The following is a 25,721-nucleotide window of genomic DNA, read 5'->3' as shown; positions in this document are numbered from 1 at the left end:
TCCATTGTTTATCCAGACTTTGTCTTGACTATTAGTGGATTGCATGTGATTTTTTATATGTGGAGGTTTAAAAAGGTTTTTTGGGGGAAATTGCAAAAAGAAGTAAAATAGGATTTTGAATTTTGCAATAAATGAGAGTACCTATATTCTAACTATTAATATCAAAAAAGGCACAAATAATATTTAAAATCTACCAAAAAGAATTAGAATTTTAAATTCCTTTTCTTTGGTTATTTGAATACTTATCAAGGCTACCACCATATTTAAAACTTCTAACTTCTGTTATGGTGTTATGTTCTCCATCATAAATTACCTCAACGAAGAACTTATCTATGGCATAACAGTTATTGATTGATAATTATCATTGAAAACAAGTAAAATTACTCCTAGGTTTAAATAATATTTTAATTCTAATTTATTTATTATTATGTCAACAATAAGAACATATATTGAACATTTAGTTTTGATATTTATAACATTAATCCTTCTCCAAAGTTGTGTAGTCTATCAGAAAAATTCAGTTTCATTAGAGGCAGCAGTATTGCAAGAATTAAAGTCAAAAGTTGAAATGAAAACGAAGGAAACCTACAAATTTCAACGTATTGTATTTGAAGACGACCCTTTTTATGGCATTCAGGATATAATAGGGGAAAAAATAAAAAGACCTTTACAAGCAAACAACCTCACTTAAAATACTATTAAAAATCTAAAAAAGAATTAAAATATACTCAATTTGAGTATTGCGTGCGATACTTATTTTATCGTTTTTTGTAATGCTATTAATTAATTCTTTGGGAGAATTTAAATTGTGTCTAATAGGAAGAAATTCTTTTTAGGCACTTTTTGTTTTATACCCCCCTCATTTTATGGCGTGAGTAAAATATTTACTGTAATGCGATGTAACATTTGAAAGGTCTGTAGGGATCTGATAGTATCCCCCCTAAATTATACTGCAATCTCAAAAAGTTGTTGTTGCTTTGGTGGGTAAAGTCATTGTTGGGCAATCGTATTTTTAATTCAATATTAATTTCGATGATATTACTTTGGTATTTTCAAAATTTACTTTTATGAAGTATAACCCTTTTCTAAAATTCGACACATTAATTTTTATATCAGAGATATTAAAAACATTCCTATAGTAAATACGTTGACCTAAAGCATTATAAAATTCAATGAACTCAACTTTTTCAGAAACATTAGATTTAATATTCACAAAATCATTTGCTGGGTTTGGATATATTGATATTTCTTTTTCCAAATCAAAATATGTAAGACTCAATGTGCCTGTTGTATATTGATAAGTATCTGAATAAATGATATTCCCATTATTAGTTGCAACTAATCTGTAGTAATAAGTTTGATTTGGCAATGGGTTGTTGATTGAACCAGTTATCAAGTTAGTATTATAACCATAAGCAAAATTTGGTGTACCTGCTATTGATGAACCAAAACTGTTTGTGATGCCATATTCGAAATGAATATTTGTTAAATAAGCACCATAACTATTAATTAAGCCTTTTAACTCTAAAGAATTTGCTTGAGCTTCTTCTATTGTGCAGTTAACCATTATAATATCTCCTGAAAAATTGAAAATTCTTTCTTCACTATAAATAGCTTCACGATTATGCATAGCCTTTAATCTATAATAGTAATTTAAATTTGTATCTAAGTTAGTTATTGTTGTACTAATATAGTTTGAACTGTTAGCGTTGACTTGTGAAGGATTGGTCAAAGCATTATTTTCGTAATCAATAGTTCCGTATTCAAAGACGATATCAGTTAAATCTTGATTATAAGAAGTTAAATATGCTGATAATGTAACATCTGTTCCATTAATATTTGGATTGTTAAGATTTATATTGAACTCTGGATATGTTGTGAAAGACAGAATGTCACCATAAATATCTTCTCCTTGATGTGTCGCCTTTATTCTATAGAAATATTGTGTTTCAGGTTCTAAATTAATTAAATTCGCTGTAACATTTTCTGTTGTATTTCCTAAAACAGATGTTGGTGTTCCAGTTAAAGTTCTATCAAGAATATCAGAACTTGTTCCATATTGAAACGCTACATTTGTAATGTCATATCCATTAGAAACTATATTACCTGAAATCTCCGAAGTAGTTGATGAATAATTATAAGTGAAATTTGTTGTTATTTCATAATCGGGAAGAGTTGTGAAACTTAAAATTTGGCTAGTACTAATATTTGAGTTCTGTGTTCCCTTTAATCTATAGTAATGTGTTGTGTTTGGTTCTAAGTTTATTAAATCAATAGAAACATTCAAAGATTCATTTGCATCAACTGTGCTAGGTTTTGTAGAAATAATATTACTAAAAGAATAATCAATACTATACTCAAATTGAATGTTAGAAATAGATTCTCCATTAGAGGTAGCATTACCAGTTAAGCTAGTACTAGAATTAGTGATGTTTTCAGCAGCATTAACATGTAAAATTATGGTTTCATATTCTACAACACTTCTATAAATTTTACCATTTGTACCTGCTGTATAGATTTTGTCATTAATAAGTTCAATTGAATTTATAGTATATTGTTGGGTAAGATATTTCCAATTTAAACCTCCATTTTCTGTTTTATAGAGTTTTCCATCCTCGTCAGCTATATAACCTACATTTTTTGAATAAAAATTAACCTTAGTATACCATTCATAAGGGATTTCTAATTCTTCCCAGTTAGTTCCTCCATCATTTGTTTTATAGATTAAACCTTGGTCACCAACAAAATATCCATTGTTTTCATTGACAAAATGAAAAGCATTGATTTCTTCATCTACTTCAATACTTATGTTCCAGGTATTTCCACCGTCAGTAGTTTTATACATTCTACCATTAGAATACCCAACCCTATGCGCATAACCTATTTGATTATTGATGAATTGTATTTGTCCAAATGAAATTGATTCAACTTGTGTCCAAGTAGAACCTCCATTGATGGTTTTCATTACTTTTTTTTGATTGAAACCTCCAGAAATAAACCCAACATTTTCATCTATAAAAAAGACTGAACTTAAACCTTCGTCAACATAAATATTTAATTGACTCCAAGTATTACCGCCATCGGTAGTTTTAAAAACGTCACCAGATGGGCTGTTGGTTCCGCCTCCAATAGAGTATCCAATATTTTCATTAACAAAATAGAATCCGCTACAATATGTAAAATGATTAACAGATGATATATAAGACCAATTGTCTCCAAAATCAGTTGTCTTATAGTAATTAATTCCAGATCTAGCAAAACCAGTACCATTATCAAATATTTTTAGATCATTAAAATCATTGTAGTTTTCGGAATGTGATACCCAAGTATTACCACCATCTGTAGTTTTAATGATACGACCGCGTGCACCAGTTGCATAACCAATATTACTATCTTGAAAATGAATTCCATACATAGAAGTACCACCTACAAAACCATTCTGAAAAAAGATTTGCCCCCAAGTAGTTCCGCCATCATTTGTTTTATAAGTAGCACCATATTCACCAGTAGCAAAACCATTATTTTCGTCCAAAAAATGAAAGTCAAATATTGCTTGACTTGTTCCTGAAATTTCCACCCAAGTTTCACCTGCATCTGTTGTTTTGTACATGTAATCATGTTCTCTTGTTGCGAAGCCTATGTTCTCATTAATAAAATAAACCGTAAAATAATCTGAAGGTGAAATATTACTGTTATTTATTGTTGTATACCAATTCTCTCCACCATCTATAGTTTTTAGTATGATTCCATTATTACAAACTGCATGCCCAACTAAAGAACTGGTAAAAGACGTTTTATTTACTGCAGAGTTTGAAATACTCCAACTTTCCCATGTAGTTCCTCCATCATCAGTCTTTACAATACTATTTGAAGTTGACAAAATAATATTGTTATCATCAATAATATTAATAGTATTAAAACTGCTATTAAATCCTGTAGATATTTGACTCCATGATGCTCCGTTATCTACAGATTTTAGCACATATCCATAATTACCAACAATATAACCTGTTGTATTGTAGAAATTCATATCATTTCCACTAGAAATATTTTGCTTTTTTAACCATGTGTTACCAGCGTCAAGAGTTTCTAATAATTCATTAGATGTAATAATGTATCCAATATTATTTGTGACAAAATCAACATTCTTTCCTGTATTAGCAGTTGGTTTTGGATTTAGTAATTCCCAATTTATTTGAGAGTGAATTTTATTTGTGCATATAATAATACAAAATAGGATAAGTAGGTTTTTTTTCATTTCAGTTTTAATTTTGAGTTTATTCAACATGTTGCCCAACAATTGGATATAGGTATTAACTATATCCACAATATATGCTTAAATGTAACTTTGTTTTTGACAGTATTTTATGACAAAAGTCATACCTCATAACAATTGAGAATTTTATATTTGATAACATTATGGGAATACTATCGTACATTTTAGGAACCCCTGAAAAATTACCTATTAAAAAAACCTATCGATTTGAGAGAAACAAATCTGAATTTGATGTTAACATAGGAGAAGAACTCAATATTTGGAATAAACCAAATACAAAACAAGTAAATTTATATGCAAAAGGTTCTTCTGTAGGAGAAGGACTAGTTGGAACTATGTCAAATTCAGTAATAAGTCATCATTTAAGTAAAACAGAATATTTATTTATTGAGAATAAAGTTATTGGATTAACAGAAAATTCAATTGACTTATTTATCAATATGTACGCTGACAAAAAAGCCGTACAAGAAACCCAACAGAATTATAAAAAAGAATGGATTGAAAATCTAAACAAAAAATACAATCCCAAATCAAGTTGGGAACTTCGCTTTTTATCTGAAAACAAAATCGGAAAAAATGACTTTGTAATACAAACAATCGATAAAAGTCAGATAGAAGAATTTTATCAAAGAGACGTGGAAACAATTTGGTTAACTGACAAAAACGGAGAAAAACTTTTAGCGGAAAATCATATACGTTCTGGCGGAACTGAAAAAACATTAAAAGCAATATTCTCAGGTCACGAACTTGAAGTAATAAATTTTAAAAAGGACTATTTTTGGTATTACATAGAGGTTGGAATAAAAAAAGAGAGGTAATAATTACCTCCCTTATAATGAAACTAAATAAAAGCCTTAGGTATTAAATTCTCAAGGAATAAGTGAACCTCTTGAACAATAAAATAAGGCTTCTCTTTGAAGGTTTCATGCATCTAAACCGCACAAAAACACTTTGCGTGTAAGATTGAAGACCCTTTTATTTTGCAAAGATGCCATAAAATTAGCCTATTTAAGCTAGTCAATAACTTTTTAGAGTAAAACCAAAAGTCAAAAACCTATCTTCTTGTTTTTGGTTTTCTATCACAATACTTTCAAATGTATGACGGTAGTTTATTTTAAAATTCAAATGCTTCCAAACGGGTAATTCGAAACCAACATCAGCTTGCCAACGAAAATTATTACTTCGCTCAAGAGAAGGCTGAAAATAAATTTCATGATTTAAAATTATTTTCTTTTTAAGTACATGATATTTACCATTTACCCATATGGTGCTGCGAAAAGTATTAATAGATTTGCTTCCATCATACATTGAATAGTTAAAGTTAGTTTCGGAAAAATTAGTCTGTTCATATTCACTTGAAATTGACAATTTAAGCCAGTCGTTTTTTTTATTTAGAATTTGAAAAGTGGCTCCTGCTCCTAACAGATAGCGCAAGTCAATTTCCCTTCTAAAATTAGTGCTTACGAAACCCAATACAAACGGATATATTTTTCGCTCAGGGTTAAGATATAAAAAGTTAAGACTTAATAGATCTTCATCTGCCTTTTTCTTATCAAATGCTTGATAGACATATGAATTTTGATTTTTGAAAACCCAATTCTTCCAAGGCTTAAAACTCAAATCAGTTTTTGCTCTAAAAATCAAGGTTTCAACATTTCCACCTTGATAAAATCCAGTTATAGAAAGACTTGCTTTCACCCGAAGCGTATCACTTTCATTTATTTGTGCTGAAAGCAAGATGGGGAAAATTAAGAAATAATATAATATCTTTTTCATTCTATTTCACTTTGAAATTACTCTTCTTAATGACGCTCGAAATATAATTATTTATAAAATACTTACTACTCGTTTATTAAAAAAATTCTGTAACATAATTCAAGGTATCAGTAAATCTTTAATAGATTAAATTATAATTAAGAAGAATAGTTAATTTCATTTAACAATAATAAATCTCACGTCAAAAACCAGAAATAAGCCAAATGAAAAGCCAACACATATCAAAGTGTATATTCAATTACTGGTTTTAGCTAACCCAAAGTTTATTACTTGTTTGCTTACATCTGATTTTCCTGCGGAAAACCCTAGCTAGATGTTTAGGCAGAAGATTTTTGCTTACTTCACTTTTTCAATTTAAAATATAAACTTTGAATTTTATTTATCCCTTCAAACAAGATAATCTATGTAAATCCTTTTGAAAAAGTTCAACTTTTTTACTTTTAGTAAACAACAGCACCTTAAACCCTTTAAAATAATTTAGAGGTTTTTTTGTATTTTTAAAACTCATTTATTTCAATGAATATCTTTTGAAATGATTATTTTTAAAAAAAACAACTTGGTTCATGGATTACTTTTTTATCATTACAATTCTTATTGCTTTATCAGCTTTTTTCGGATATATCAATGTGCGGTTTCTAAAATTTCCTAATAGTATCGGATTGATGGTGATCACCATCCTGTTCACTTTAGCCATATTTGCATTGAGTTATTTTGATACAAGGCTCCTGGATGCTGAAAAGTTTATAATCAGTCAGATTAATTTTAAAAGTGTTCTCTTAGATATCATGCTTAGCTTTCTTCTGTTTGCAGGTGCTTTACACACCAATTTTGAGCAGTTAAAGATACATAGATGGCCCGTTTTAGTATTTTCCACATTAGGCGTTTTGGTCTCCACTTTTTTAGTTGGAACCACCATGTTCTTTATTCTCAAATGGTTAGGACTTGACATTAACTATATTTATTGTTTATTATTTGGCGCTTTAATTTCGCCCACAGATCCTATAGCGGTACTAGGTATTCTTAAAAAAGCGGGGGTTCCTAAAAAGCTTGAAACAAAAATAGTGGGAGAATCACTTTTTAATGATGGCATAGGTGTCGTGGTTTTTCTCACACTATTCCAGATTGCCTCTTTTGGTAACCAAAATATAGAAGTAAGTGATGTTCTTAAACTGTTTGGTCAAGAGGTGATTGGTGGTATAGCTCTTGGATTATTTCTAGGATGGGTAACCTATAGGTTGTTAAAATCTATTGATGATTATGATATTGAAGTTATTATTACGCTGGCAACCGTTATGGTAGGAACGGCCATTGCACAAAAACTACATCTTTCTGCGCCCTTAGCCATGGTGGCAGCCGGTCTTTTTGTAGGTAACGATACCGTACGCGTGAATGCCATGTCAGGCACTACAGAAACCTATGTAGATAAATTTTGGGAACTTATAGATATTTTACTCAATACCATCCTTTTTGTACTTATTGGAATGGAAATGTTAGTATTGGTATACGAAGGAAATTATATTATTGCAGGGTTATTAGCCATCCCAGTTATTTTGATATGCCGCTATGCTTCTTTAATGATGCCTATTAATTTCTTTAAAAAGAAACTTGATTTTGTCCCCTATACCAATCTGATTATGACCTGGGGAGGCTTGCGCGGTGGCATTTCTATAGCCTTAGCATTAGGTTTAACCCAAGAAATGCACAGAGATCTTTTTTTGGTAATCACCTACATAGTAGTTGTTTTTTCAATAATAGTTCAAGGATTAACTGTGGGAACATTGGTTGAAAGACTGGAGAAATTGCCTCATAAATATTTGTAAGCCTAAAGCTTAGGCTCTATAAAAATCTTATTCTTTGTCTGAAGACTCCTGAAAGTTATTATGTCCAATTAATTTCAAATTGACCAATATCAATTTATATGTCTTTAATTTTTATTTAATTAGATGTAGATAAATTTAGGGTTTGAAAAACCTGCTTGTTTTCCTCAAAAACAAGTTTTGTAATAAAAGGTTTTTTATAAATTAATTAACGAAAAAGAGATGTACTCTCATACATCTCTTTTTTATTTTTAGTTATTGATGGAAGTAGCATTAATTAATAAAATAACCCAACACTAAACTTATAACAAACAACAATAAAACGCCGCATATAATTACCAGTGCATCTTTTAAAAGCTGAGCAAAGCCTCCTTCATTTTTATAAGCAATATACGTTCTGATGGAGCCGAAAGCGATATAAATAAAAAGACACCCGTGAAAAAACAGAGAAAACCGGCCTCTAATTAAGAAAAATATTATGGCAACGGCAACGGCGGTTAACGTTGCTAAAGGAAGTGCTGCCCTTCCCATTGAAAATTTATTTAAAACCTGAAACACCTCCACTTATTTTATATTAAATAACAAAGCTACGCTTTTATACCATTTACAAAATACATTTTCATCATGCCTTTGTTTTTAACTTCTAATTCCCCGCGGTATTCGCAATCAAACTGATCTTTAATCAACTCATACGTATTTTCAGAAATATTTATTTTTCCAGGTTCTGAATTAGATTCCATGCGCGATGCAATATTTACAGTATCACCCCAAATATCATAAGCAAATTTCTTAGCGCCTACCACTCCTGCAACAACTGGCCCTGTATTAATACCAATGCGCACATCAAAATTCATTTCTGTGGCCTTTACATTTTTTTTGGTCTCTGCCACAAAATCGGCAATTTCCATGGCAGCCTTTACCATGTTTTCAGCATGATTTTCTGTGGGAAATGGCAAACCACCAGCGCACATATAGGCATCTCCTATCGTTTTAATTTTTTCCAAGCCATATTTTTCTACAATGGCATCAAATTTTGAAAAATAGAAACCAATGGTTTCCACCAGGACTTCCGGCGATAAATTGTTTGAATAACTGGTAAAACCTTTAAAATCAGTAAACAAAACCGTCACTGACTCAAACTTTTTAGCTTTAACCTTGCCACTTTCTTTTAATTCCTGAGCGGTTTCTTCAGGCAGAATATTAAGCAATAAATTATCTGAACGATTCTTTTCTTCTTCAATAATCTGCTTGGTTCTTTGTATAAATTTATTACGCCTAAATAACCCAAAAGCTAATATCCCTATTAAAAATAGCGCAATAGCCGTGGCAATCATCACCACGCGCTGGTTCTTTTTTTGCTGATTTGAAAGATTTAGTTCTGCATCTTTTAAATTGAGTTCCGTTTGTTTTTGAGAAACTTCAAAATCAGTTCGCAAATTGGCCATTTGCTGAACCTTTGCGACATTTTGCACACTATCTCTATAAACTATATGATCTTTATAATATTTATAAGCGGTTATCTTGTCTCCTGCCTTTTCATAGAGTTCAGATAATTTAAAATTTGCATCGCTAATCTCCTTTTTAAGGTTATATTTTGTTGCCAGAACTAAACTCTTTTTGGCATAAGATAACGCGGTTTTTATATTCCCTTTTCTAACATAAATATCTGCCATAAAAGTGAGAAAAATAGAAATAGGAGAATAATCTTGCATTTCTTCTAGCATATTTATAGCTTCATTGATATTTTGTTCGGCCAACGCATCCTTACCTTGCTCAGCATAGACCATACCCACATTACCTATATTATAAGCTGTACCTGATAAATAATTTTTCTCTCTAAAAATTTGACCCGACTCTTGGAAATTCTCAAGAGCTAAATCATATTCTTCTATATTAAAATAAAGGTCTCCTTGGTTTAATAATGCCGATGCTAATTCAATTGAAAATTCAGTATCTCTAAATAATTGTATGGCTTTATTATAATAGGTTATGGCATTATCAGGGTTATTCATTGTAGCATATACATCTGCTATTGAAAGGTAGGCTGCCCCTTCTCCAGAAATGAATTTTTCTTGCTTAGCAATCTCAGCAGACTTAAAAAAAGCTTCTAAGGCCTTTTCCAAATCCCCCATTTTATTATGGGCATTCCCCTTTCGAAGAAAACCTTGAGCTAAATACTTAAAATTTTTCTCGGAATCCGCTAGCGAGATTAACTCTTCAGCATATTTTAATGACAATTGATAATCATTAATTTGATTGAAAGATAAATCTCTTAATAATGCCATTTTGGCCTCACCTTCAAGATTACCCTTTAAATATATTTGAGCCAGACTATCCGCTTCCTTCTGATTTTGGCCAGAAGCATGGGGAATAAAGAAACAAAAGAAGCCTATTAAAACATAATAGGCTTGTTTTCTTAATTTCATAATAATTAATTAGACTGTCTGTGTAGGATTGATACTGATTTTAGGGTCAAAAGAATATGGACCCCTTTCAGGAGACTCATCAGTATACCAGGTTATTGTATAATTTTCAATACTTCCTCTCGCTATACCAGAATTAATTGTTCCTCTCCAATTTCCTGAACCACCACCTTGGGGTGCCGGCTCATTAGAAGAAGGCGGTCCAAATACATCTGTAGAACCCGCATCATCTGTTATTGCGGAAATCCTCCCAACGCCAGAACCTGTTCCAATTTTCCAAGTTATTTGATCCCCTGGATCTGCATAGGTGTTTCCGTTATCATCTAATGTTAATGAGCTATCCGCAGGGTTAGCATCATTTGGAAAACTTGCTGTAATTGTAATATTATAATTTTGTGCCATAACAAAAAATATTGGTTGGTTAATAATACTTCAATATATAAAATTAAAATAGAAAAATTAAATATTTTTAAGAAAAATATATGTATTAAGTACTCATACAGACTTAATAAAGAGGTTACTGACTTTTGTCATATGCCAACAGTTTATGATTGGTAATTTTGCATTAAACTAAAAAATTATGAATCTTCCATACGCTGAACCCTATAAAACCAAAATGGTTGAATATATAAAACCCTCAACTATTGAAGAACGCAAACAATGGATCAAGGAAGCTGATTATAATTTATTCAACTTAACTTCAGAAAAAGTATTTATTGATCTGTTAACCGATTCTGGAACCGGTGCCATGAGCGATAAGCAATGGGCAGAAATGATGGTTGGTGATGAAAGTTATGCCGGATCGCAATCCTTTTTAAAATTAAAAGAGACTGTAAAACGTATCACCGGATTCGACTATTTTTTACCAACCCATCAAGGAAGAGCAGCTGAAAATGTCTTATTTTCAGTTTTGGTAAAAGAAGGGGATGTGATTCCTGGCAACTCCCATTTTGATACTACCAAAGGCCATATTGAATTCAGAAAAGCGTCAACCTTAGACTGCACTATTGATGAAGCTTTCAATACCACCGTATATCATCCTTTTAAAGGCAACGTGAATATTGAAAAATTAGAAACGGCCTTAAAAAACAATCCAAAGAATAACATTCCTTTTGTTATTGTTACGGTAACCTGCAACTCGGCAGGCGGGCAACCCGTTTCCATGCAAAACATAAAAGAGGTTTCTAAAATTTGCAAAAAATATCACATTCCATTAATCATTGATGCGGCACGGTTTGCTGAAAATGCGTACTTTATTAAAATAAGGGAAGACCGCTATAAAGAGGCCACTATTAAGGAAATTGTCAAAGAATTCTTCTCATATGCCGATGGTATGACCATGAGCGCAAAAAAAGATGGTCTGGTAAATATGGGCGGATTTATTGCGCTTAATGATGAAGAGGTTTACAAAAAAGCGACGGTTTATAATATCATGTTTGAAGGCTTTATCACCTATGGTGGATTAAACGGAAGAGATATGGGAGCCCTGGCAGTAGGTTTAGATGAAGCTACAGAATTTGATTATCTGGAAACCAGAATAAAACAAGTGGCCTATTTAGGAACCCAATTAGTGGAATTTGGAGTCCCAGTTCAACAACCTTTTGGGGGTCACGCTATATTTTTAGATGCCAACAAATTTGTACCAACCATACCAAGAGATGAATTTAGAGCACAAGCTTTAGCCATAGAACTTTATATTGTTGGGGGCATTAGAGGTGTTGAGATTGGCACCATACTGGCAGACAGAGATCCTTTTACTCATAAAAACAGATATCCGGAATTAGAATTGGTTCGTTTGGCAATTCCTCGCAGAACCTATTCTTTAAACCATATGAAATATATTGCCTCGGTAATTAAAGAGATTTATGCAACTCGAAGCGAAGCAAAAAGAGGTTATAGAATCATTGAAGAAGCGCCCATTATGAGACACTTTACTGTAAAACTGGAAAAAATAACAGATTAATTTATGCTCACCTAATAAAAAAAATCCTTCATTTAAGTAAATTAAATAATGGATTTTAATGAGTAAAATAATTTATAATTTTACTGATATTTTTTTTCTAAGGTTTTAATTTTGTTTAGAATATAATCAGAGTTTTTGTCCATCCATTTTTTTTGTTCTTCGCTGGCCCTTATATATTGGTTGCAATACAAAGAATAAGGATTGTTAACATCATTAGCTACTTTTTTAAAATCATCCGATTTCTTAAGAGTATTTAATTTATTTAGAAAAACACTATCCATATTATTTCTTTTAAAAACGTTTAATTAATCGTTTAAATTATCCATTTTTAATTTATTTTTCCATGACAAAAGTCATGTTTTAATCAACTCTTTTTTTGTTAATTTGCATTGTAATATTGAGGTATCTTAAAATCAACAAAACCTGATATTATGGAAGAAAAAGGAAAGGCATTACGATGTGTTTCCTTTTTCTATTTCATATTTTATCTTCTTCATAAAATATGGAATGCCATTGTATTCTATTCTATTTCAAATTATATTTATCGAAAATTAAGGACACCATTCTATGAAAGCCATTTTGACCATTTGTCTTCTTGTATTAAGCAATACTTTTATGGTCATAGCCTGGTATGGCCATTTAAAATTTTCGGAATGGAAGTGGTCCAGCAAATTAGGCCTTATTTCAATAATTCTAATTAGCTGGGGTATTGCCTTGTTTGAATACATGTTTCAAGTACCCGCCAACAAAATAGGGTTCAAAAATAATGGGGGTCCTTTTACTTTAATTCAGCTTAAGGTTATTCAAGAAGTGATTACCCTTTTAGTTTTTGCTGTTTTTACTTTGGTAGTGTTCAAAACAGAAACCTTTAGATTTAATCATGTCATAGCTTTTATCCTATTGATTTTAGCAGTGTATTTTATGTTTAAAAAATAAACCCTGGTAATAAACCTATAAAAATTTACTATTTTTTTACTATCACACCATTTTCTAATATCAAATCATACTTATAACCAGCACCAAAGTCTTTATCTAAAACCACCTCTGCTCTGAGGGTCACTACAGAACCAACATCCACCATTTCATCTGAAGTGATGACTAGATCATAAGCATCTTGACTTCCATCTTTCAAATGAATCCAGTTCTTGCCCATGATTCCAAGATTGATTTTTGTGCATTCACCATCAATCTGAACGGTTTGTCCTTCATATTTTTTTGGGTTATTTACAATTTCAGAAATTTTAATCGATCCTTTTTGTCTTGTTATATTTATTTTCTCAGATTTAGCTGCCAACTCTTTAGGTGTTGAATTATTAGCCGTTATGTCACCAGATTGCTCACCATGATTTGAAGAAACTAAATTCCCAACCAAATACAATTCATCAAACACTTTATTTAATGCTTTACTTTCAAAATTATTTTTCAAAAGACCCCCAACGTAAAAATAAGTGTCTCCTATTTTCGCATCTGTGCTACTTACAGCAATCCAAAAGACTTTCTCTCCTTCTGTGACATTTAGATAGGTGTAATTTGAAGTAGGAAGAATCTCATTTACCACTACGGTATGTAATTTAGAAGATTCAGGGTTCACTACTTGATTTGTGTTTTCTACATTATTATTTATAACTTCTGAAGGAATTGTTTTGTATTGGTCTTTACACGAGAAAAACAAAAAAACAGTAAGAACAAAAGTAACTCTGAAATATTTCATGCTGTGATATTTATTATGATTAGAAAAATATGATGTTTAAATTATAAAGCAATATTACCTATAATTAATTAAATATTTTGTGACAGATATCATGTTAAATCACAAAAAAACCTAACTGTATTTTTACAGTTAGGTTTTAAATTTTTCTTTAAAAGATATTTTAATTATTCTTCCATTTCTGCCATGTCACCCTTGTCTTCATCAATATGATGCAATTTCATCATTAATCCACCAAAATCACCATAAACTTGTTGGTATAATATTTTACCATCAGCATCAAAATCAAAAGATTCATAAAGTTTTAATTGACCGGATTTGGCCTCAGTTGAATCTGTAGCAGGAAGTGTGATTTCCCATGTACTATAATGTCTTACTGAACCATCTGGTTTTTTAGTATCTGGATTAACCCCTGGTAGTAAAACCGGAGGACTGGTAAGTAGTTTAAAATCATAATACTCCCACATTCTCTTATCATTCGCTATAACCTCATCTAATGTTAAGGAATCTTTCTCTGCTCCTACACCAGTTTCTAACATGATAAAATCTTTGGAATACATTGAATAATCAATGTTTTCATTTTGCCACCCTTCAAGGTTAGCTAAAACGGTTTGTGAATTTTTTTCAAACGCTTCCTGAGCGGAATTGTCAGGTTTTTGTTGGCAACCTATAAGAATAGTTGCGCAGAATAAAATGAAAATAATTTGTTTCATAATGTTGATTTTAGTTTGTTATTTCGTTTAAAGTTAAGTAAAATATGCTCAAATTTATTAGAAAGAACTGGAAATCAACAATATCAGCTCAGTTAATGTTGTTTAATTAAAAGAATGCTGAAATGATTTTAGCTTATTTTAAGCCTTTTCACTTCTTTTTCCTTTTTCTTTTGTTCAAGGTTTTCAAGCTCAAGTCTTATTTCTTCACTTCGCTTATTTAACTGACTCATCTTTTCATCTCTGGCTTTCTGCTTGATAGCTTTCTCTTCAAGTCTCAATTGTTCCTTTTTAAGTTCCATTTTAAGAGCTTTTTTTTCTTGAATTTTTTCTAAAGCAACAGAAGCATAAGCATAACCATACATACTGATAAATAATAAGGCAACAATACCTAAAATAACGTAACCATTTTCCATGAGGGTAAGGGATTAAAATAATTAATTAATAAAAAAGCTACTTTAAAATTACATATTCCTAAAATAAAAACTGATAACTAAGAATAATTAATTTATTATAAAAGTATATAAATAGATGTTTTGAATAAAAATTAATAGTTGAAGGACTTAAAAAGTAGTTAAAAATAAGTTTATAACAATAAAAACCCCCATTTCATGACAAAATGGAGGTTTTTAATTTATTAGTGTAGGTTTATTATATGACCCTGAGTACAGAATTATTGACCGCTCATTTGAGCATTATATACCCAAATTTCATCCCATGAATTTTTAAAAGTGATATTGAATAAATCTTGTTGATTTTGCCAAGAATTTTCGCCATTAACTTTATTAAAGGTTTCTACCCAGTTGACATCTCTATCAAAATCGGCCCAGTTTGGACTAAAACTAAACGTTGCAATATGACGACCAAGATTTCCTTGTCTGAACTCATTGTAATATACGCCCCAAGGGTTTACACCATCTAATGCCTTAACTGTTTTACTTACTCTTTCAAAGAATTCATTGACTCCAGGTGCTGGTCCGTCAACAACTTCAAAATATCTTACAAAAGCTATTGGATATTTAGAATTATCATCATCCAACATATCCGTATTATTTAATTTTTTATCAGCAGTCCAATATTCAATTGTTTGAATCTTTTTTATATAAGGCATCACATTATCTCTCCAATCGGCATCATGAGCACCTTCTCCCGGACGTGAATCATTATGCTTATACATCATGGGTCCCATTTCCCAAATAATATTTCCAGCATTTGGTCCGGAGCTAATATTATAAACAGTGGCCTTAGATGGTCCTGCTTTGTGATAAGTCATATTATGCTTTCTCATATTTTCTTGTAAAACCTTCAGTTTTGTATTGTCTGGAGTTAACATAATATCTTCCCACATTTTGTAATCCTTAGATTCATCTTGGGCTTTTACTGTAAACATGGAGCCAAATACAATGGCAACCATACACATTAATGAAATTGATTTTTTAATCATAATTAAAATTATTTGGTTGGTTAATTAGCCATATAATTATTATATGGTCTGTGTGAAAAAAATTATAAATAATAGCTATATAATAAATGACAATACTATTTGATCATTTAAGATAAAGGGTCATCATTTGGAGTAAATCAAATATAAGAAATTTTTTATATACTGTTAAAAATGAATTATTTTATTAATATTTTGACTCAAAAATAAAACTGCTGAGCAAAAAAAACCTCTCAAAATTGAGAGGTTTTTTTTATTTGTTAGTTATTTCTTTGCCTTCATGTTCCCACTGGATAATACCACCTTCTAAGTTGTATATTTTTTGAAAACCTGCCTCTAATAGTTTTTCAGAGCAGTCCCTGCTCCTTTTACCACTGCGACAATATACAATCACAGGCTTATTCTTGTCAAGTTTAAGAATATCTTCATCAATAGTAGGAGAATAATAATCTATGTTTTGAGCATTAGCGATATAACCTGCTTTAAATTCTTCAGGGGTCCTAACATCTACCAACTGTACATCATCAATTTTTAACAAAGATTGCATTTCTTCAACAGAAATATCTTTTATACCTGATTCTAACTGGCCTTTACAACCAATTACGAAGAAAAAAATTAAGCCAAAAACAATTAATAACTTTTTCATTTTTATAATAATTATTCGATTTCACCTTGCCATTGCATGATACCACCAATAAGGTTGTAAGCATTTTTAAAACCTAATTGATCCATAATTTTGCAGGCCTGTCCGCTTCTATTTCCAGATCTACAATATACATAATAGTTTTTATCTTTATCGAGCTTTTGAATTTCGGCTATAAAATCATGTCCTCTATAAAAATCAATATGAATGGCATTTGGAATTATTCCAGCAGCTACTTCGTTATCTGTTCTTACATCAATTATAACAGCTTTATCATCATTTTCAAGCTGCTCAGCCCATTCATCTTGTGTTAGTTCTTCCATTTTAAAAAATAATAAGGGACAAAAATAACATATCTACATAACTTTTAATAGAAAAATTTATTTTGGATTCAATAGTGCTTATTTGTCATTATACTTTAATAGTACAACCAATGGCTTTCGTTTCTGTCTGCTTAATCTCTTCTCCCATTAATAAGGCATCAACAGCATTTTCAACATACTTTGTTTTAACAGCAGAGGCATCCTGATAATTATCATCAATGGCTCCAATATACTTCACAACAATTCCTTTTTTAGTTTTGTGCAAAACATACATGTGCGGTGTTTTGGTTGCACCATATTTTGGATATACTTTCTGACCCTCATCTACTAAATAAGGAAATGTAAACCCTTTTTCTATCGCTCTTTGTTGCATAGCCTTAAAACTATCACCTGGTTGAACAAGTGGATTGTTAGGATTAATAGCGATTACCGGATATCCTTTTGAGGCATACTTTTTATCAAGTGCTATGATTCTATCTTCATAAGCTACTGCAAAAGGACAGGTATTACAGGTAAACGTAATAATAAAGCCTTTTGCTTCATTATAATCTGAAAGCGAAATCATTTTACCATCCACATTTTTTAATTCAAAATCAGACACCACATCGCCTATTTGGTAACCTGAATCAATAACGGCATTATTGTTTGTAAAATCGCTAATAAATGAAATCATCATGATTGATAATATTACTGGTGTTTTCATAAGTCTTTATTTTAAAAATTTAAGTATTTCATTTTCTAATGTTTTATAAGTAAACGATTGTTCAAAAAACTTGGAGTTATCATTTTTATAAATGATGGTTGCAGGTATGGAACCTGACCAATCTGGATTAACCAACGGTATCCAGGTGTTCATATCAACATCATCCAACGCGATCACTTTGGATTTGATCTGATGTTCAACTATAAATGGTTTTAGTTTCGACTCATACAAATGTGGAAAATCTAAACTCACCAAAATAACCTCTACATTTTTATCACGGTATTCCTTATTTATCTTTTCAAAAAACGGTAACTCTTTTACACAAGGCGCGCACCAAGTAGCCCAAAAATTGACAATATATACTTTATCATCTTTCTGGTTTAAATATTTTTTAAAACCATTAAAATCATATATTTCAAGATCAATATTTCCTGTTTTTATAGTGTCATTTTTTACTTCAGAAGCCTTTTCTTGTTCTGTATTAATTGATGGTTTATTTTCTTTACAAGAAGTGAAAAAGAAAGCAAAAAGTATAATCCAAGTATATTTCATAGTCATAAATTTAAATATTACTTCGGCATTCAAAGGACGTTTAACATATTTTTAATTAAAAATTAATGAAACTATTGCGTAATTATATTTTCATTTCTATATTTGACCGAAATAACAAATATGAATACAATTTTAAATAATACTTGGTGGTGGTGCTTTCAGAAAATTAATTTCGTGAAGTAGTCGCTTAGTATATTTAAAAATAGAAATATCAAAAAGGCTTGTCATTCACGACAAGCCTTTTTTAATGTATAAAAATGAAAACATTTAACTTATTTACCCATTACAAAAAAATTCTGGCAGACACTATTACACCTGTTAGTATATATTTAAAAATAAGGGACAACTATCCTAACAGCATTTTGCTTGAGAGTAGCGATTACCATGCTAATGACAATAGTTTTTCTTATATCTGTTTTAATCCAATAGCTTCTATAAAAGTAGAAAATGAAACTATCATTCAAACATTTCCTGATGCCAGTTCAACAAGTTCTCCTATTTCTAAAACAGCAGATGTTACCGAACAAATACATCAATTCACCAAACGTTTTGAGGTAACTTCAGAAACAGCATTTAAGTTCATTAATAACGGCATTTTTGGCTATATAGCTTATGATGCCGTTAGATATTTTGAAGATATAAATATTTCAAAAAAAGATCATTCGGTAAACATTCCTGATATTTACTATGCTGTTTATCAAAATATTATAGCTATTAATCATCATAAAAACGAAGCTTATATATTTGCCCATTGTTATGAAAATGAAAGTAATATTGAGGATATATTTCAACTCATAAAGGCAAGAAACTTTGCCTCCTATGACTTTTCTTCAAAAGGGCAAATTGAATCCAACTTAACAGATGATGAATACAAACATCATGTTGAGTTAGCCAAAAAACATTGTGGCCGTGGTGATGTATTTCAGTTGGTTTTATCAAAAAGTTTTAGACAAGAATTTAAAGGTGATGAATTTAATGTCTATCGTGCCTTAAGAAGTATCAATCCGTCTCCTTATTTGTTTTATTTTGATTATGGAAATTTTAAAATTTTTGGAAGTTCACCAGAAGCGCAACTCATAGTAAATGACGGCAAAGCAGAAATTCACCCCATTGCCGGAACTTTTAAACGCACAGGAAATGATTTGCAAGATGCTGAATTAGCAAAACAATTAAAGATTGATGATAAAGAAAATGCCGAACATGTGATGCTGGTAGATTTGGCAAGAAATGATTTAAGCAGAAATGGGAGTCAAGTAGTGGTTGACACCTATAGGGAAGTCCAGTTTTTTTCTCATGTCATACATTTAGTCAGCAAAGTAACTGGACAAAAGCACAAAAAGGTTTCAACCATGCAAGTAGTTGCCGATACATTTCCGGCAGGCACTCTTAGTGGCGCGCCAAAACACAGAGCCATGCAGCTCATTGAACAATATGAAAAAACAAGCCGTTCCTTTTATGGGGGCGCCATCGGTTTTATGGATTTTGACGGTAATTTTAATCATGCCATCATGATTAGAACCTTCTTAAGCAAGAATCACAAATTACATTGGCAAGCAGGTGCTGGTATTGTATCTAAATCGATTCCGGAAACTGAATTACAAGAAGTATATAATAAATTAGGAGCCCTAACAAAAGCTATTGAATTAGCAGAAAATATTTGATATGACGAAAGTATTAGTGATAGACAATTATGATAGTTTTACCTATAATCTGGTTCATTATTTAGAAGATTTAGATTGTGAAGTGACCGTAGTTAGAAATGACAAACTAACATTAGATGACGTGGAGCCTTTTGACAAAATTGTGCTATCTCCTGGTCCGGGAATCCCTGATGAAGCAGGCTTATTAAAACCCATTATTGAAAGGTTTGCACCCACGAAAAGTATTTTAGGCGTTTGTTTAGGACAACAAGCCATTGGGGAAGTTTTTGGTGGCACACTTATTAACTTAGATAATGTGTATCATGGCGTGGCTACTAAAGTATCCATAACCGTTGAAGATGAACCATTGTTTAAGGGGTTAGGAAAAGAAATTGAAGTTGGTCGTTATCATTCCTGGGTGGTCAATCCAAATTTACCTAATGTTTTAGAAGCAACTTCAGTTGATGAAAATGGTCAAATCATGTCTTTACGTCATAAAGTGTATGATGTAAAAGGTGTACAATATCATCCGGAGTCAGTTTTAACACCGCATGGTAAACAAATTCTAAAAAACTGGATACATTCTTAAGCTATGAAGCACTTATTAAACAGACTTATAAATCATGAAAGCATTTCAAGCGAAGAAGCTAAGCAGGCCTTAGTTAATATTTCAAATGGCATGTATAACCAGAGTCAGATCGCTTCCTTTTTGACGGTTTATATGATGCGAAATATTACACTAGATGAATTAAGAGGTTTTAGAGATGCCCTTTTAGACTTGTGTATTCCTATAGATTTAAAAGAATTTAATGCCATTGATTTATGTGGAACAGGTGGCGACGGAAAAGACACCTTTAATATTTCTACCTTAGCTTCTTTTGTCACCGCAGGAGCTGGTGTGAAAGTAGCTAAGCATGGAAATTATGGTGTTTCATCGGCCTGTGGTTCTTCCAATGTTATGGAATATTTAGGCATCAAGTTTTCAAATGATGAAGCTTTCTTAAAACGCTCTATCGATAAAGCTGGAATTTGTGTGCTGCACGCACCATTATTTCATCCGGCCATGAAAAACGTAGGTCCTATTAGACGTGAATTAGGTGTAAAAACCTTTTTTAATATGCTGGGCCCAATGGTAAACCCTTCCTTTCCAAAAAACCAGATGGTAGGTGTTTTTAATTTAGAATTGCTTCGCCTTTATGGTTATTTATATCAAAATACAGATAAAAATTATTCCATAGTTCATGCCTTAGATGGCTATGACGAAATCTCTTTAACTGGAAAAACCAAAGTGATTTCCAATCAATCTGAAACTATGTTTTCACCTGAAGATTTGGGTGTTTCGCAAATTAAACAAGAAGCTATTTTTGGAGGAAGTACCGTTGAAGATGCCGCTAAAATCTTTATGAATGTTATTAATGGTAAAGGAACAGAGGCTCAAAATAATGTGGTTTGTGCAAATGCCGGTTTAGCTATTGCTACCACCAATCATATCGAACATAAAAAAGGTTTTGAATTAGCGAAGGAATCATTGCTTTCGGGTAAAGGACTAAAAGCATTACAAATCATTCAAGAATTAAGCAAATAGCATGACTATTTTAGATAACATAGTAAATGATAAACGAACAGAAGTTGATTTGAGAAAATCGCTTATTCCAATAAAACAATTGGAAGCTTCTGTACTGTTTCATAGAAATACCATTTCCTTAGCAGCTAATTTAAGACACAGTGATTCAGGAATCATTGCTGAACATAAACGCCGATCGCCTTCAAAATCTGTTATCAATCAAAATTTAAACGTATTTGATGTTGCTAAAGGCTATGAAGAAGCAGGAGTTTGTGGCATGTCTGTATTAACAGATAGTAAATATTTTGGGGGCTCGTTGGATGATTTATTAATAGCCAGAGCAAGTTGTAATTTGCCATTATTACGTAAAGAATTTATCATTAATGAATATCAGATTCTTGAAGCAAAAGCCCATGGAGCCGATGTTATTTTATTAATTGCTGCCATTTTAACCAGAGAAGAAATAAAACAATTTTCTGAATTAGCTAAAAGTTTACATCTTGATGTTTTATTGGAAGTTCATAATAAAGAGGAGTTGCATAAATCGCTCATGCCTAGTTTAGATATGCTTGGAGTTAATAATAGAAACTTAAAAACATTTGAAGTCAGTTTAGAAGTTAGTAAAAATTTAAGCACGTTTATTCCAAACGAATTTGTAAAAGTTTCTGAAAGTGGCATCAGCCATATTCAAGCTATTAAGGAATTGAAGCCTTATGGTTATCAAGGGTTTCTTATTGGTGAAAATTTTATGAAAACAGATAATGCCGGCCAAAGTGCTGAACAATTCATTAAAGACCTAACCCAATGAAACTAAAGGTTTGTGGGATGAAATATCAAGATAACATTAAAATGGTGGCCGCTTTGCAACCAGATTATCTTGGCTTTATTTTTTATGATAAATCTATAAGATATTTTCAAGGTGATATTCCTGAAATTTCACAAACAATAAAAAAAGTCGGTGTATTTGTTGATGCTGAATTACAGGAGGTCATTAAAACCATTAAAAAACATAAATTAAATGCGGTTCAGCTTCATGGTGCTGAATCTCCTGAATATTGTAAAAATCTCAAATCTCAAAACCTAGAAATCATAAAGGTTTTCTCAATAAAAGATCAGTTTAATTTTGATGACTTAAAACCTTTTGAGTTGGTGTGTGATTATTATTTGTTTGACACCAAAGGAAAATTACCCGGTGGCAATGGCTATACTTTTGATTGGAATATTTTAAAAAACTATCCTTATACCAAACCTTATTTTTTAAGCGGTGGTATAGGGCTTGATGAAATTGAAAATATTAAAGCATTTCTAAAAAGTGACGCATCAAAATACTGTTTTTCTATTGATGTGAATAGTCAATTTGAAATAGAACCTGGACTAAAAAAAATTGAAAAACTAAAAGAATTTAAATCTCAACTATGAGCTATAATGTAAATGAAAAAGGATATTACGGTGAGTTTGGTGGGGCATACATCCCAGAAATGCTCTATCCAAATGTAGAGGAATTACGTCAAAACTATCTTAAAATAATGGCGGAGCCTACCTTTAAAAAAGAATTTGACCAGCTTTTAAAAGATTACGTTGGCAGGCCCTCTCCTCTTTATTTAGCCAAACGCCTTTCAGAAAAATATAACACCAATATATATTTAAAGCGTGAAGACCTCAATCATACGGGTGCGCATAAAATAAACAATACCATTGGACAGATTTTAGTTGCAAAACGTTTGGGTAAACACAGAATAATTGCTGAAACCGGAGCGGGTCAGCATGGCGTTGCTACTGCAACTGTTTGCGCCCTCATGGGATTGGAATGTATTGTGTATATGGGTGAAATAGATATTGCCAGACAAGCTCCTAATGTAGCCAGAATGAAAATGCTTGGAGCAAAAGTAGTCCCTGCATTGTCAGGAAGCCGTACTTTAAAAGATGCCACTAATGAGGCTATACGTGATTGGATTAACAATCCGGTTGATACTCATTATATTATTGGTTCTGCCATAGGACCTCATCCGTATCCGGATATGGTAACTAGGTTTCAATCAGTAATTTCAGAAGAGATTAAATGGCAATTAAAAGAACAATTGGGTCGAGAAAATCCAGATTATGTGGTAGCATGCATAGGCGGCGGCAGCAACGCTGCAGGAACTTATTATCATTTTCTTCATGAGGAGGACGTTCAAATTATAGCCGTTGAAGCCGCCGGATTGGGAATTGATTCCGGTGAAAGTGCCGCGACTTCTGTATTAGGTAAAGAGGGCATTATTCATGGCTGTAAAACCTTATTGATGCAAACTAAAGACGGTCAAATTACGGAGCCCTACTCCATTTCGGCGGGATTAGATTATCCAGGTGTTGGCCCAATGCATGCTCATTTGTCTAGAACTGGGCGCGCCAAATTTATGTCTATTACAGATGCAGATGCTATGAAAGCCGGATTAGAATTATGTCAGTTAGAAGGCATCATTCCTGCTATTGAAACTGCACATGCGCTAGCCATTTTTGAATATAAAAAGTTCAAAAAAGACGATGTTGTTGTGGTTAGTTTATCCGGACGTGGAGATAAAGATTTAAACACCTATATAGATTATTTTAAATTATAATTTAGTTTTAAATGAACAGGATTAAACAAAAATTACAGGAAAATAAAAAACTGCTTTCTATATATTTCACTGCAGGATATCCCAGTTTAAATGATACGTCAGCCATCATTCAGAATTTAGAAGCAAATGGAGTTGATATGATTGAAATCGGCTTGCCTTTTAGCGATCCCCTAGCAGATGGCCCGACCATTCAAGCCAGTTCTACACAGGCTCTTAAAAATGGTATGACTACAGAAATACTTTTTAATCAGTTAAAGAATATTAGAAAAACTGTTGAAATTCCGCTCATTATTATGGGTTATTTCAACCCTATGTTGCAATATGGTGTAGAAGCCTTTTGTAAAAAATGCCATGAACTAGGCATTGATGGCTTAATAATCCCAGACTTACCGGTTGATGTCTATAAAGAAGACTATCAAGAAACCTTTGAAAAATACGGCCTGATTAATGTATTTTTAATAACGCCACAAACATCCAACGAGCGTATTCATTTTATAGATTCTATATCAAATGGGTTTATTTATATGGTAAGTAGCTCCAGTGTTACCGGAAGTCAATCTGGTTTTGGTGACAACCAAAAACATTATTTTGAGCGTATATCTAATATGAATTTAAAAAACCCGCAAATTGTTGGTTTTGGAATTAATAATAATGCCTCTTTTAATCAAGCAACTAAATATGCAAAAGGGGCCATTATTGGAAGTGCATTTATAAAATTCCTAACTAATCATTCTGTAAGCGAGATTGACAAATTCATTAAATCTATTAGATAAATAAATATTATAATTAATCCTTTACCCTCATGAAAAAAAATCTGAACGCCATCGTTTTTGCTATATCTATTGTAGCTGCTTCAATTATTCTAGGAAATGCTGTCATTAATAGAAATAAAAAAGTGGGAACTATTTCAGTGACTGGTTTAGGTGAAACTAACTTTACTTCTGATCTTATTGTTTGGGAGGCCCGATTTTCTCAAGTTAACAAAGATTTAAAACAAGCATATTCCGATTTGAAAACGGATAAAGAAACCATCGCTGAGTACCTTAATTCAAAGGGCTTAAGTGATAGCGTCATCATATTTAATGCGGTTAACACCGAAAAAAATATGAAGCAAAACTATTCAACCGACGGGAAATATTTAGGTCAAGAATTTATAGGGTATATTTTGAGTCAAACGGTTCAGATTAATTCTAAAGAAGTTGAAAAAGTTGAAAAAATCTCCAGAGAAGTTACAGAATTATTAAATAAAGGCATTCAGTTATATTCTATGTCTCCCAGATATTATTACACGAAACTTGAAGATTTAAAAATTGAAATGGTATCACGGGCAACTGAAAATGCCTTGCTTAGAGCCAAAAGCATTTCTGAAAATTCGGGTGCACAACTTGGAAATCTTTCTTTGGCACAAATGGGTATTTTTCAAATAACAGGCCAAAATTCAAATGAAGACTATTCCTGGGGTGGTGCTTATAACACCTCTTCAAAAGAGAAAACAGCTTCTATTACAATGAAACTTACATATCTTATAAAATAATTTATAAAATATGTACTTTCGCGATCTAATTTAAAACTATATTAAACATAA

At 31.7% G+C, this 25,721-nt stretch carries 26 protein-coding genes; 13 read left to right on the top strand and 13 right to left on the bottom strand.

Going from position 1 to position 25,721, the window contains the following annotated elements:
• Positions 1-427 precede the first annotated feature (427 nt).
• On the top strand, positions 428-691 hold the full coding sequence (locus V8G56_RS05320) for a hypothetical protein (RefSeq protein WP_395437397.1): 264 nt from the start codon (positions 428-430) through the stop codon (positions 689-691).
• A 321-nt stretch (positions 692-1,012) separates the two neighbouring features.
• Here the strand turns inward: V8G56_RS05320 and V8G56_RS05315 are convergent, their stop codons facing one another.
• Positions 1,013-4,258 (bottom strand): YCF48-related protein, encoded by a 3,246-nt coding sequence (locus V8G56_RS05315; protein ID WP_395437396.1) that lies wholly within the window; start codon positions 4,256-4,258, stop codon positions 1,013-1,015.
• A 161-nt stretch (positions 4,259-4,419) separates the two neighbouring features.
• Here V8G56_RS05315 and V8G56_RS05310 point away from each other — a divergent pair, with 161 nt between their 5' ends.
• Positions 4,420-5,094, top strand: coding sequence for a hypothetical protein (locus tag V8G56_RS05310; RefSeq protein ID WP_395437395.1), 675 nt, complete (start codon positions 4,420-4,422; stop codon positions 5,092-5,094).
• Between the two features lie 199 nt (positions 5,095-5,293).
• Here V8G56_RS05310 and V8G56_RS05305 read toward each other — a convergent pair whose 3' ends face one another.
• On the bottom strand, positions 5,294-6,052 hold the full coding sequence (locus V8G56_RS05305; RefSeq protein WP_395437394.1) for a DUF481 domain-containing protein: 759 nt from the start codon (positions 6,050-6,052) through the stop codon (positions 5,294-5,296).
• Between the two features lie 563 nt (positions 6,053-6,615).
• Between V8G56_RS05305 and V8G56_RS05300 the strand changes: the two genes are divergently transcribed.
• Positions 6,616-7,872, top strand: a complete 1,257-nt coding sequence (locus V8G56_RS05300) for a cation:proton antiporter (RefSeq protein ID WP_395437393.1) — start codon at positions 6,616-6,618, stop codon at positions 7,870-7,872.
• Positions 7,873-8,142: 270 nt separating this feature from the next.
• On the opposite strand, the gene V8G56_RS05295 is transcribed toward V8G56_RS05300, so the two are convergent.
• Genes V8G56_RS05295 through V8G56_RS05285 form a run of 3 tightly spaced genes read right to left on the bottom strand, consistent with a single transcriptional unit; the run spans position 8,143 to position 10,694 of the window.
• A complete protein-coding gene (locus tag V8G56_RS05295) occupies positions 8,143-8,400 on the bottom strand; it encodes a hypothetical protein (RefSeq protein ID WP_395437392.1) in 258 nt (85 codons plus the stop codon).
• A 56-nt stretch (positions 8,401-8,456) separates the two neighbouring features.
• Positions 8,457-10,295 carry an adenylate/guanylate cyclase domain-containing protein gene (locus V8G56_RS05290; protein ID WP_395437391.1) on the bottom strand — a complete coding sequence of 613 codons (1,839 nt, stop codon included), beginning with the start codon at positions 10,293-10,295 and terminating at the stop codon, positions 8,457-8,459.
• 9 nt (positions 10,296-10,304) lie between these two features.
• The gene (locus V8G56_RS05285) at positions 10,305-10,694 is read right to left on the bottom strand and encodes a hypothetical protein (protein ID WP_395437390.1); all 390 of its coding nucleotides are present in this window, start codon (positions 10,692-10,694) and stop codon (positions 10,305-10,307) included.
• 178 nt (positions 10,695-10,872) lie between these two features.
• Here V8G56_RS05285 and V8G56_RS05280 point away from each other — a divergent pair, with 178 nt between their 5' ends.
• Both V8G56_RS05280 and V8G56_RS05275 read left to right on the top strand, forming a co-directional pair.
• A complete protein-coding gene (locus V8G56_RS05280) occupies positions 10,873-12,255 on the top strand; it encodes a tryptophanase (RefSeq protein ID WP_395437389.1) in 1,383 nt (460 codons plus the stop codon).
• A 567-nt stretch (positions 12,256-12,822) separates the two neighbouring features.
• Positions 12,823-13,191, top strand: coding sequence for a DMT family protein (locus V8G56_RS05275; protein ID WP_395437388.1), 369 nt, complete (start codon positions 12,823-12,825; stop codon positions 13,189-13,191).
• 28 nt (positions 13,192-13,219) lie between these two features.
• Here V8G56_RS05275 and V8G56_RS05270 read toward each other — a convergent pair whose 3' ends face one another.
• From V8G56_RS05270 to V8G56_RS05235, 8 genes are all read right to left on the bottom strand, one after another.
• The gene (locus V8G56_RS05270; RefSeq protein WP_395437387.1) at positions 13,220-13,966 is read right to left on the bottom strand and encodes a GW dipeptide domain-containing protein; all 747 of its coding nucleotides are present in this window, start codon (positions 13,964-13,966) and stop codon (positions 13,220-13,222) included.
• A 164-nt stretch (positions 13,967-14,130) separates the two neighbouring features.
• The gene (locus V8G56_RS05265; protein WP_395437386.1) at positions 14,131-14,676 is read right to left on the bottom strand and encodes a hypothetical protein; all 546 of its coding nucleotides are present in this window, start codon (positions 14,674-14,676) and stop codon (positions 14,131-14,133) included.
• A 128-nt stretch (positions 14,677-14,804) separates the two neighbouring features.
• Positions 14,805-15,089: a hypothetical protein gene (locus V8G56_RS05260; RefSeq protein WP_395437385.1), complete on the bottom strand. Its 285-nt coding sequence runs from the start codon at positions 15,087-15,089 to the stop codon at positions 14,805-14,807.
• 257 nt (positions 15,090-15,346) lie between these two features.
• Positions 15,347-16,117 (bottom strand): hypothetical protein, encoded by a 771-nt coding sequence (locus tag V8G56_RS05255; protein ID WP_395437384.1) that lies wholly within the window; start codon positions 16,115-16,117, stop codon positions 15,347-15,349.
• 250 nt (positions 16,118-16,367) lie between these two features.
• Complete coding sequence (locus V8G56_RS05250; RefSeq protein ID WP_395437383.1) at positions 16,368-16,760, bottom strand: rhodanese-like domain-containing protein; 393 nt, start codon at positions 16,758-16,760, stop codon at positions 16,368-16,370.
• Between the two features lie 11 nt (positions 16,761-16,771).
• Positions 16,772-17,080 carry a rhodanese-like domain-containing protein gene (locus tag V8G56_RS05245; RefSeq protein WP_395437382.1) on the bottom strand — a complete coding sequence of 103 codons (309 nt, stop codon included), beginning with the start codon at positions 17,078-17,080 and terminating at the stop codon, positions 16,772-16,774.
• Positions 17,081-17,168: 88 nt separating this feature from the next.
• Positions 17,169-17,783, bottom strand: coding sequence for a thioredoxin family protein (locus V8G56_RS05240; RefSeq protein WP_395437381.1), 615 nt, complete (start codon positions 17,781-17,783; stop codon positions 17,169-17,171).
• Between the two features lie 6 nt (positions 17,784-17,789).
• Complete coding sequence (locus tag V8G56_RS05235; protein WP_395437380.1) at positions 17,790-18,335, bottom strand: TlpA disulfide reductase family protein; 546 nt, start codon at positions 18,333-18,335, stop codon at positions 17,790-17,792.
• A 257-nt stretch (positions 18,336-18,592) separates the two neighbouring features.
• Here V8G56_RS05235 and V8G56_RS05230 point away from each other — a divergent pair, with 257 nt between their 5' ends.
• Genes V8G56_RS05230 through V8G56_RS05195 form a run of 8 tightly spaced genes read left to right on the top strand, consistent with a single transcriptional unit; the run spans position 18,593 to position 25,670 of the window.
• Entirely contained in the window at positions 18,593-19,996 is a 1,404-nt protein-coding gene (locus V8G56_RS05230) for an anthranilate synthase component I family protein (RefSeq protein WP_395437379.1), read from the top strand.
• Between the two features lies 1 nt (position 19,997).
• The gene (locus tag V8G56_RS05225) at positions 19,998-20,564 is read left to right on the top strand and encodes an anthranilate synthase component II (RefSeq protein WP_395437378.1); all 567 of its coding nucleotides are present in this window, start codon (positions 19,998-20,000) and stop codon (positions 20,562-20,564) included.
• Between the two features lie 3 nt (positions 20,565-20,567).
• The gene (gene trpD / locus V8G56_RS05220; RefSeq protein WP_395437377.1) at positions 20,568-21,560 is read left to right on the top strand and encodes an anthranilate phosphoribosyltransferase; all 993 of its coding nucleotides are present in this window, start codon (positions 20,568-20,570) and stop codon (positions 21,558-21,560) included.
• A 1-nt stretch (position 21,561) separates the two neighbouring features.
• Complete coding sequence (gene trpC / locus V8G56_RS05215) at positions 21,562-22,347, top strand: indole-3-glycerol phosphate synthase TrpC (RefSeq protein ID WP_395437376.1); 786 nt, start codon at positions 21,562-21,564, stop codon at positions 22,345-22,347.
• Positions 22,344-22,958, top strand: coding sequence for a phosphoribosylanthranilate isomerase (locus tag V8G56_RS05210; protein ID WP_395437375.1), 615 nt, complete (start codon positions 22,344-22,346; stop codon positions 22,956-22,958). The genes trpC and V8G56_RS05210 overlap by 4 nt, the downstream gene beginning before the upstream one ends.
• Positions 22,955-24,136 carry a tryptophan synthase subunit beta gene (gene trpB, locus V8G56_RS05205; RefSeq protein WP_395437374.1) on the top strand — a complete coding sequence of 394 codons (1,182 nt, stop codon included), beginning with the start codon at positions 22,955-22,957 and terminating at the stop codon, positions 24,134-24,136. Before V8G56_RS05210 ends, trpB begins: the two co-directional genes overlap by 4 nt.
• Before the next feature lie 11 nt (positions 24,137-24,147).
• Complete coding sequence (gene trpA, locus V8G56_RS05200) at positions 24,148-24,909, top strand: tryptophan synthase subunit alpha (RefSeq protein ID WP_395437373.1); 762 nt, start codon at positions 24,148-24,150, stop codon at positions 24,907-24,909.
• A gap of 29 nt (positions 24,910-24,938) precedes the next feature.
• Positions 24,939-25,670 carry an SIMPL domain-containing protein gene (locus V8G56_RS05195; protein WP_395437372.1) on the top strand — a complete coding sequence of 244 codons (732 nt, stop codon included), beginning with the start codon at positions 24,939-24,941 and terminating at the stop codon, positions 25,668-25,670.
• The last annotated feature ends 51 nt before the right edge of the window (positions 25,671-25,721 follow it).

It is taken from the genome of Gaetbulibacter aquiaggeris (assembly GCF_044003965.1).
Taxonomy (GTDB): Bacteria; Bacteroidota; Bacteroidia; order Flavobacteriales; family Flavobacteriaceae; genus Yeosuana; species Yeosuana aquiaggeris.
Note: the sequence above shows the minus strand (reverse complement) of the source record. Positions and strands in the feature narration are given on the sequence as shown.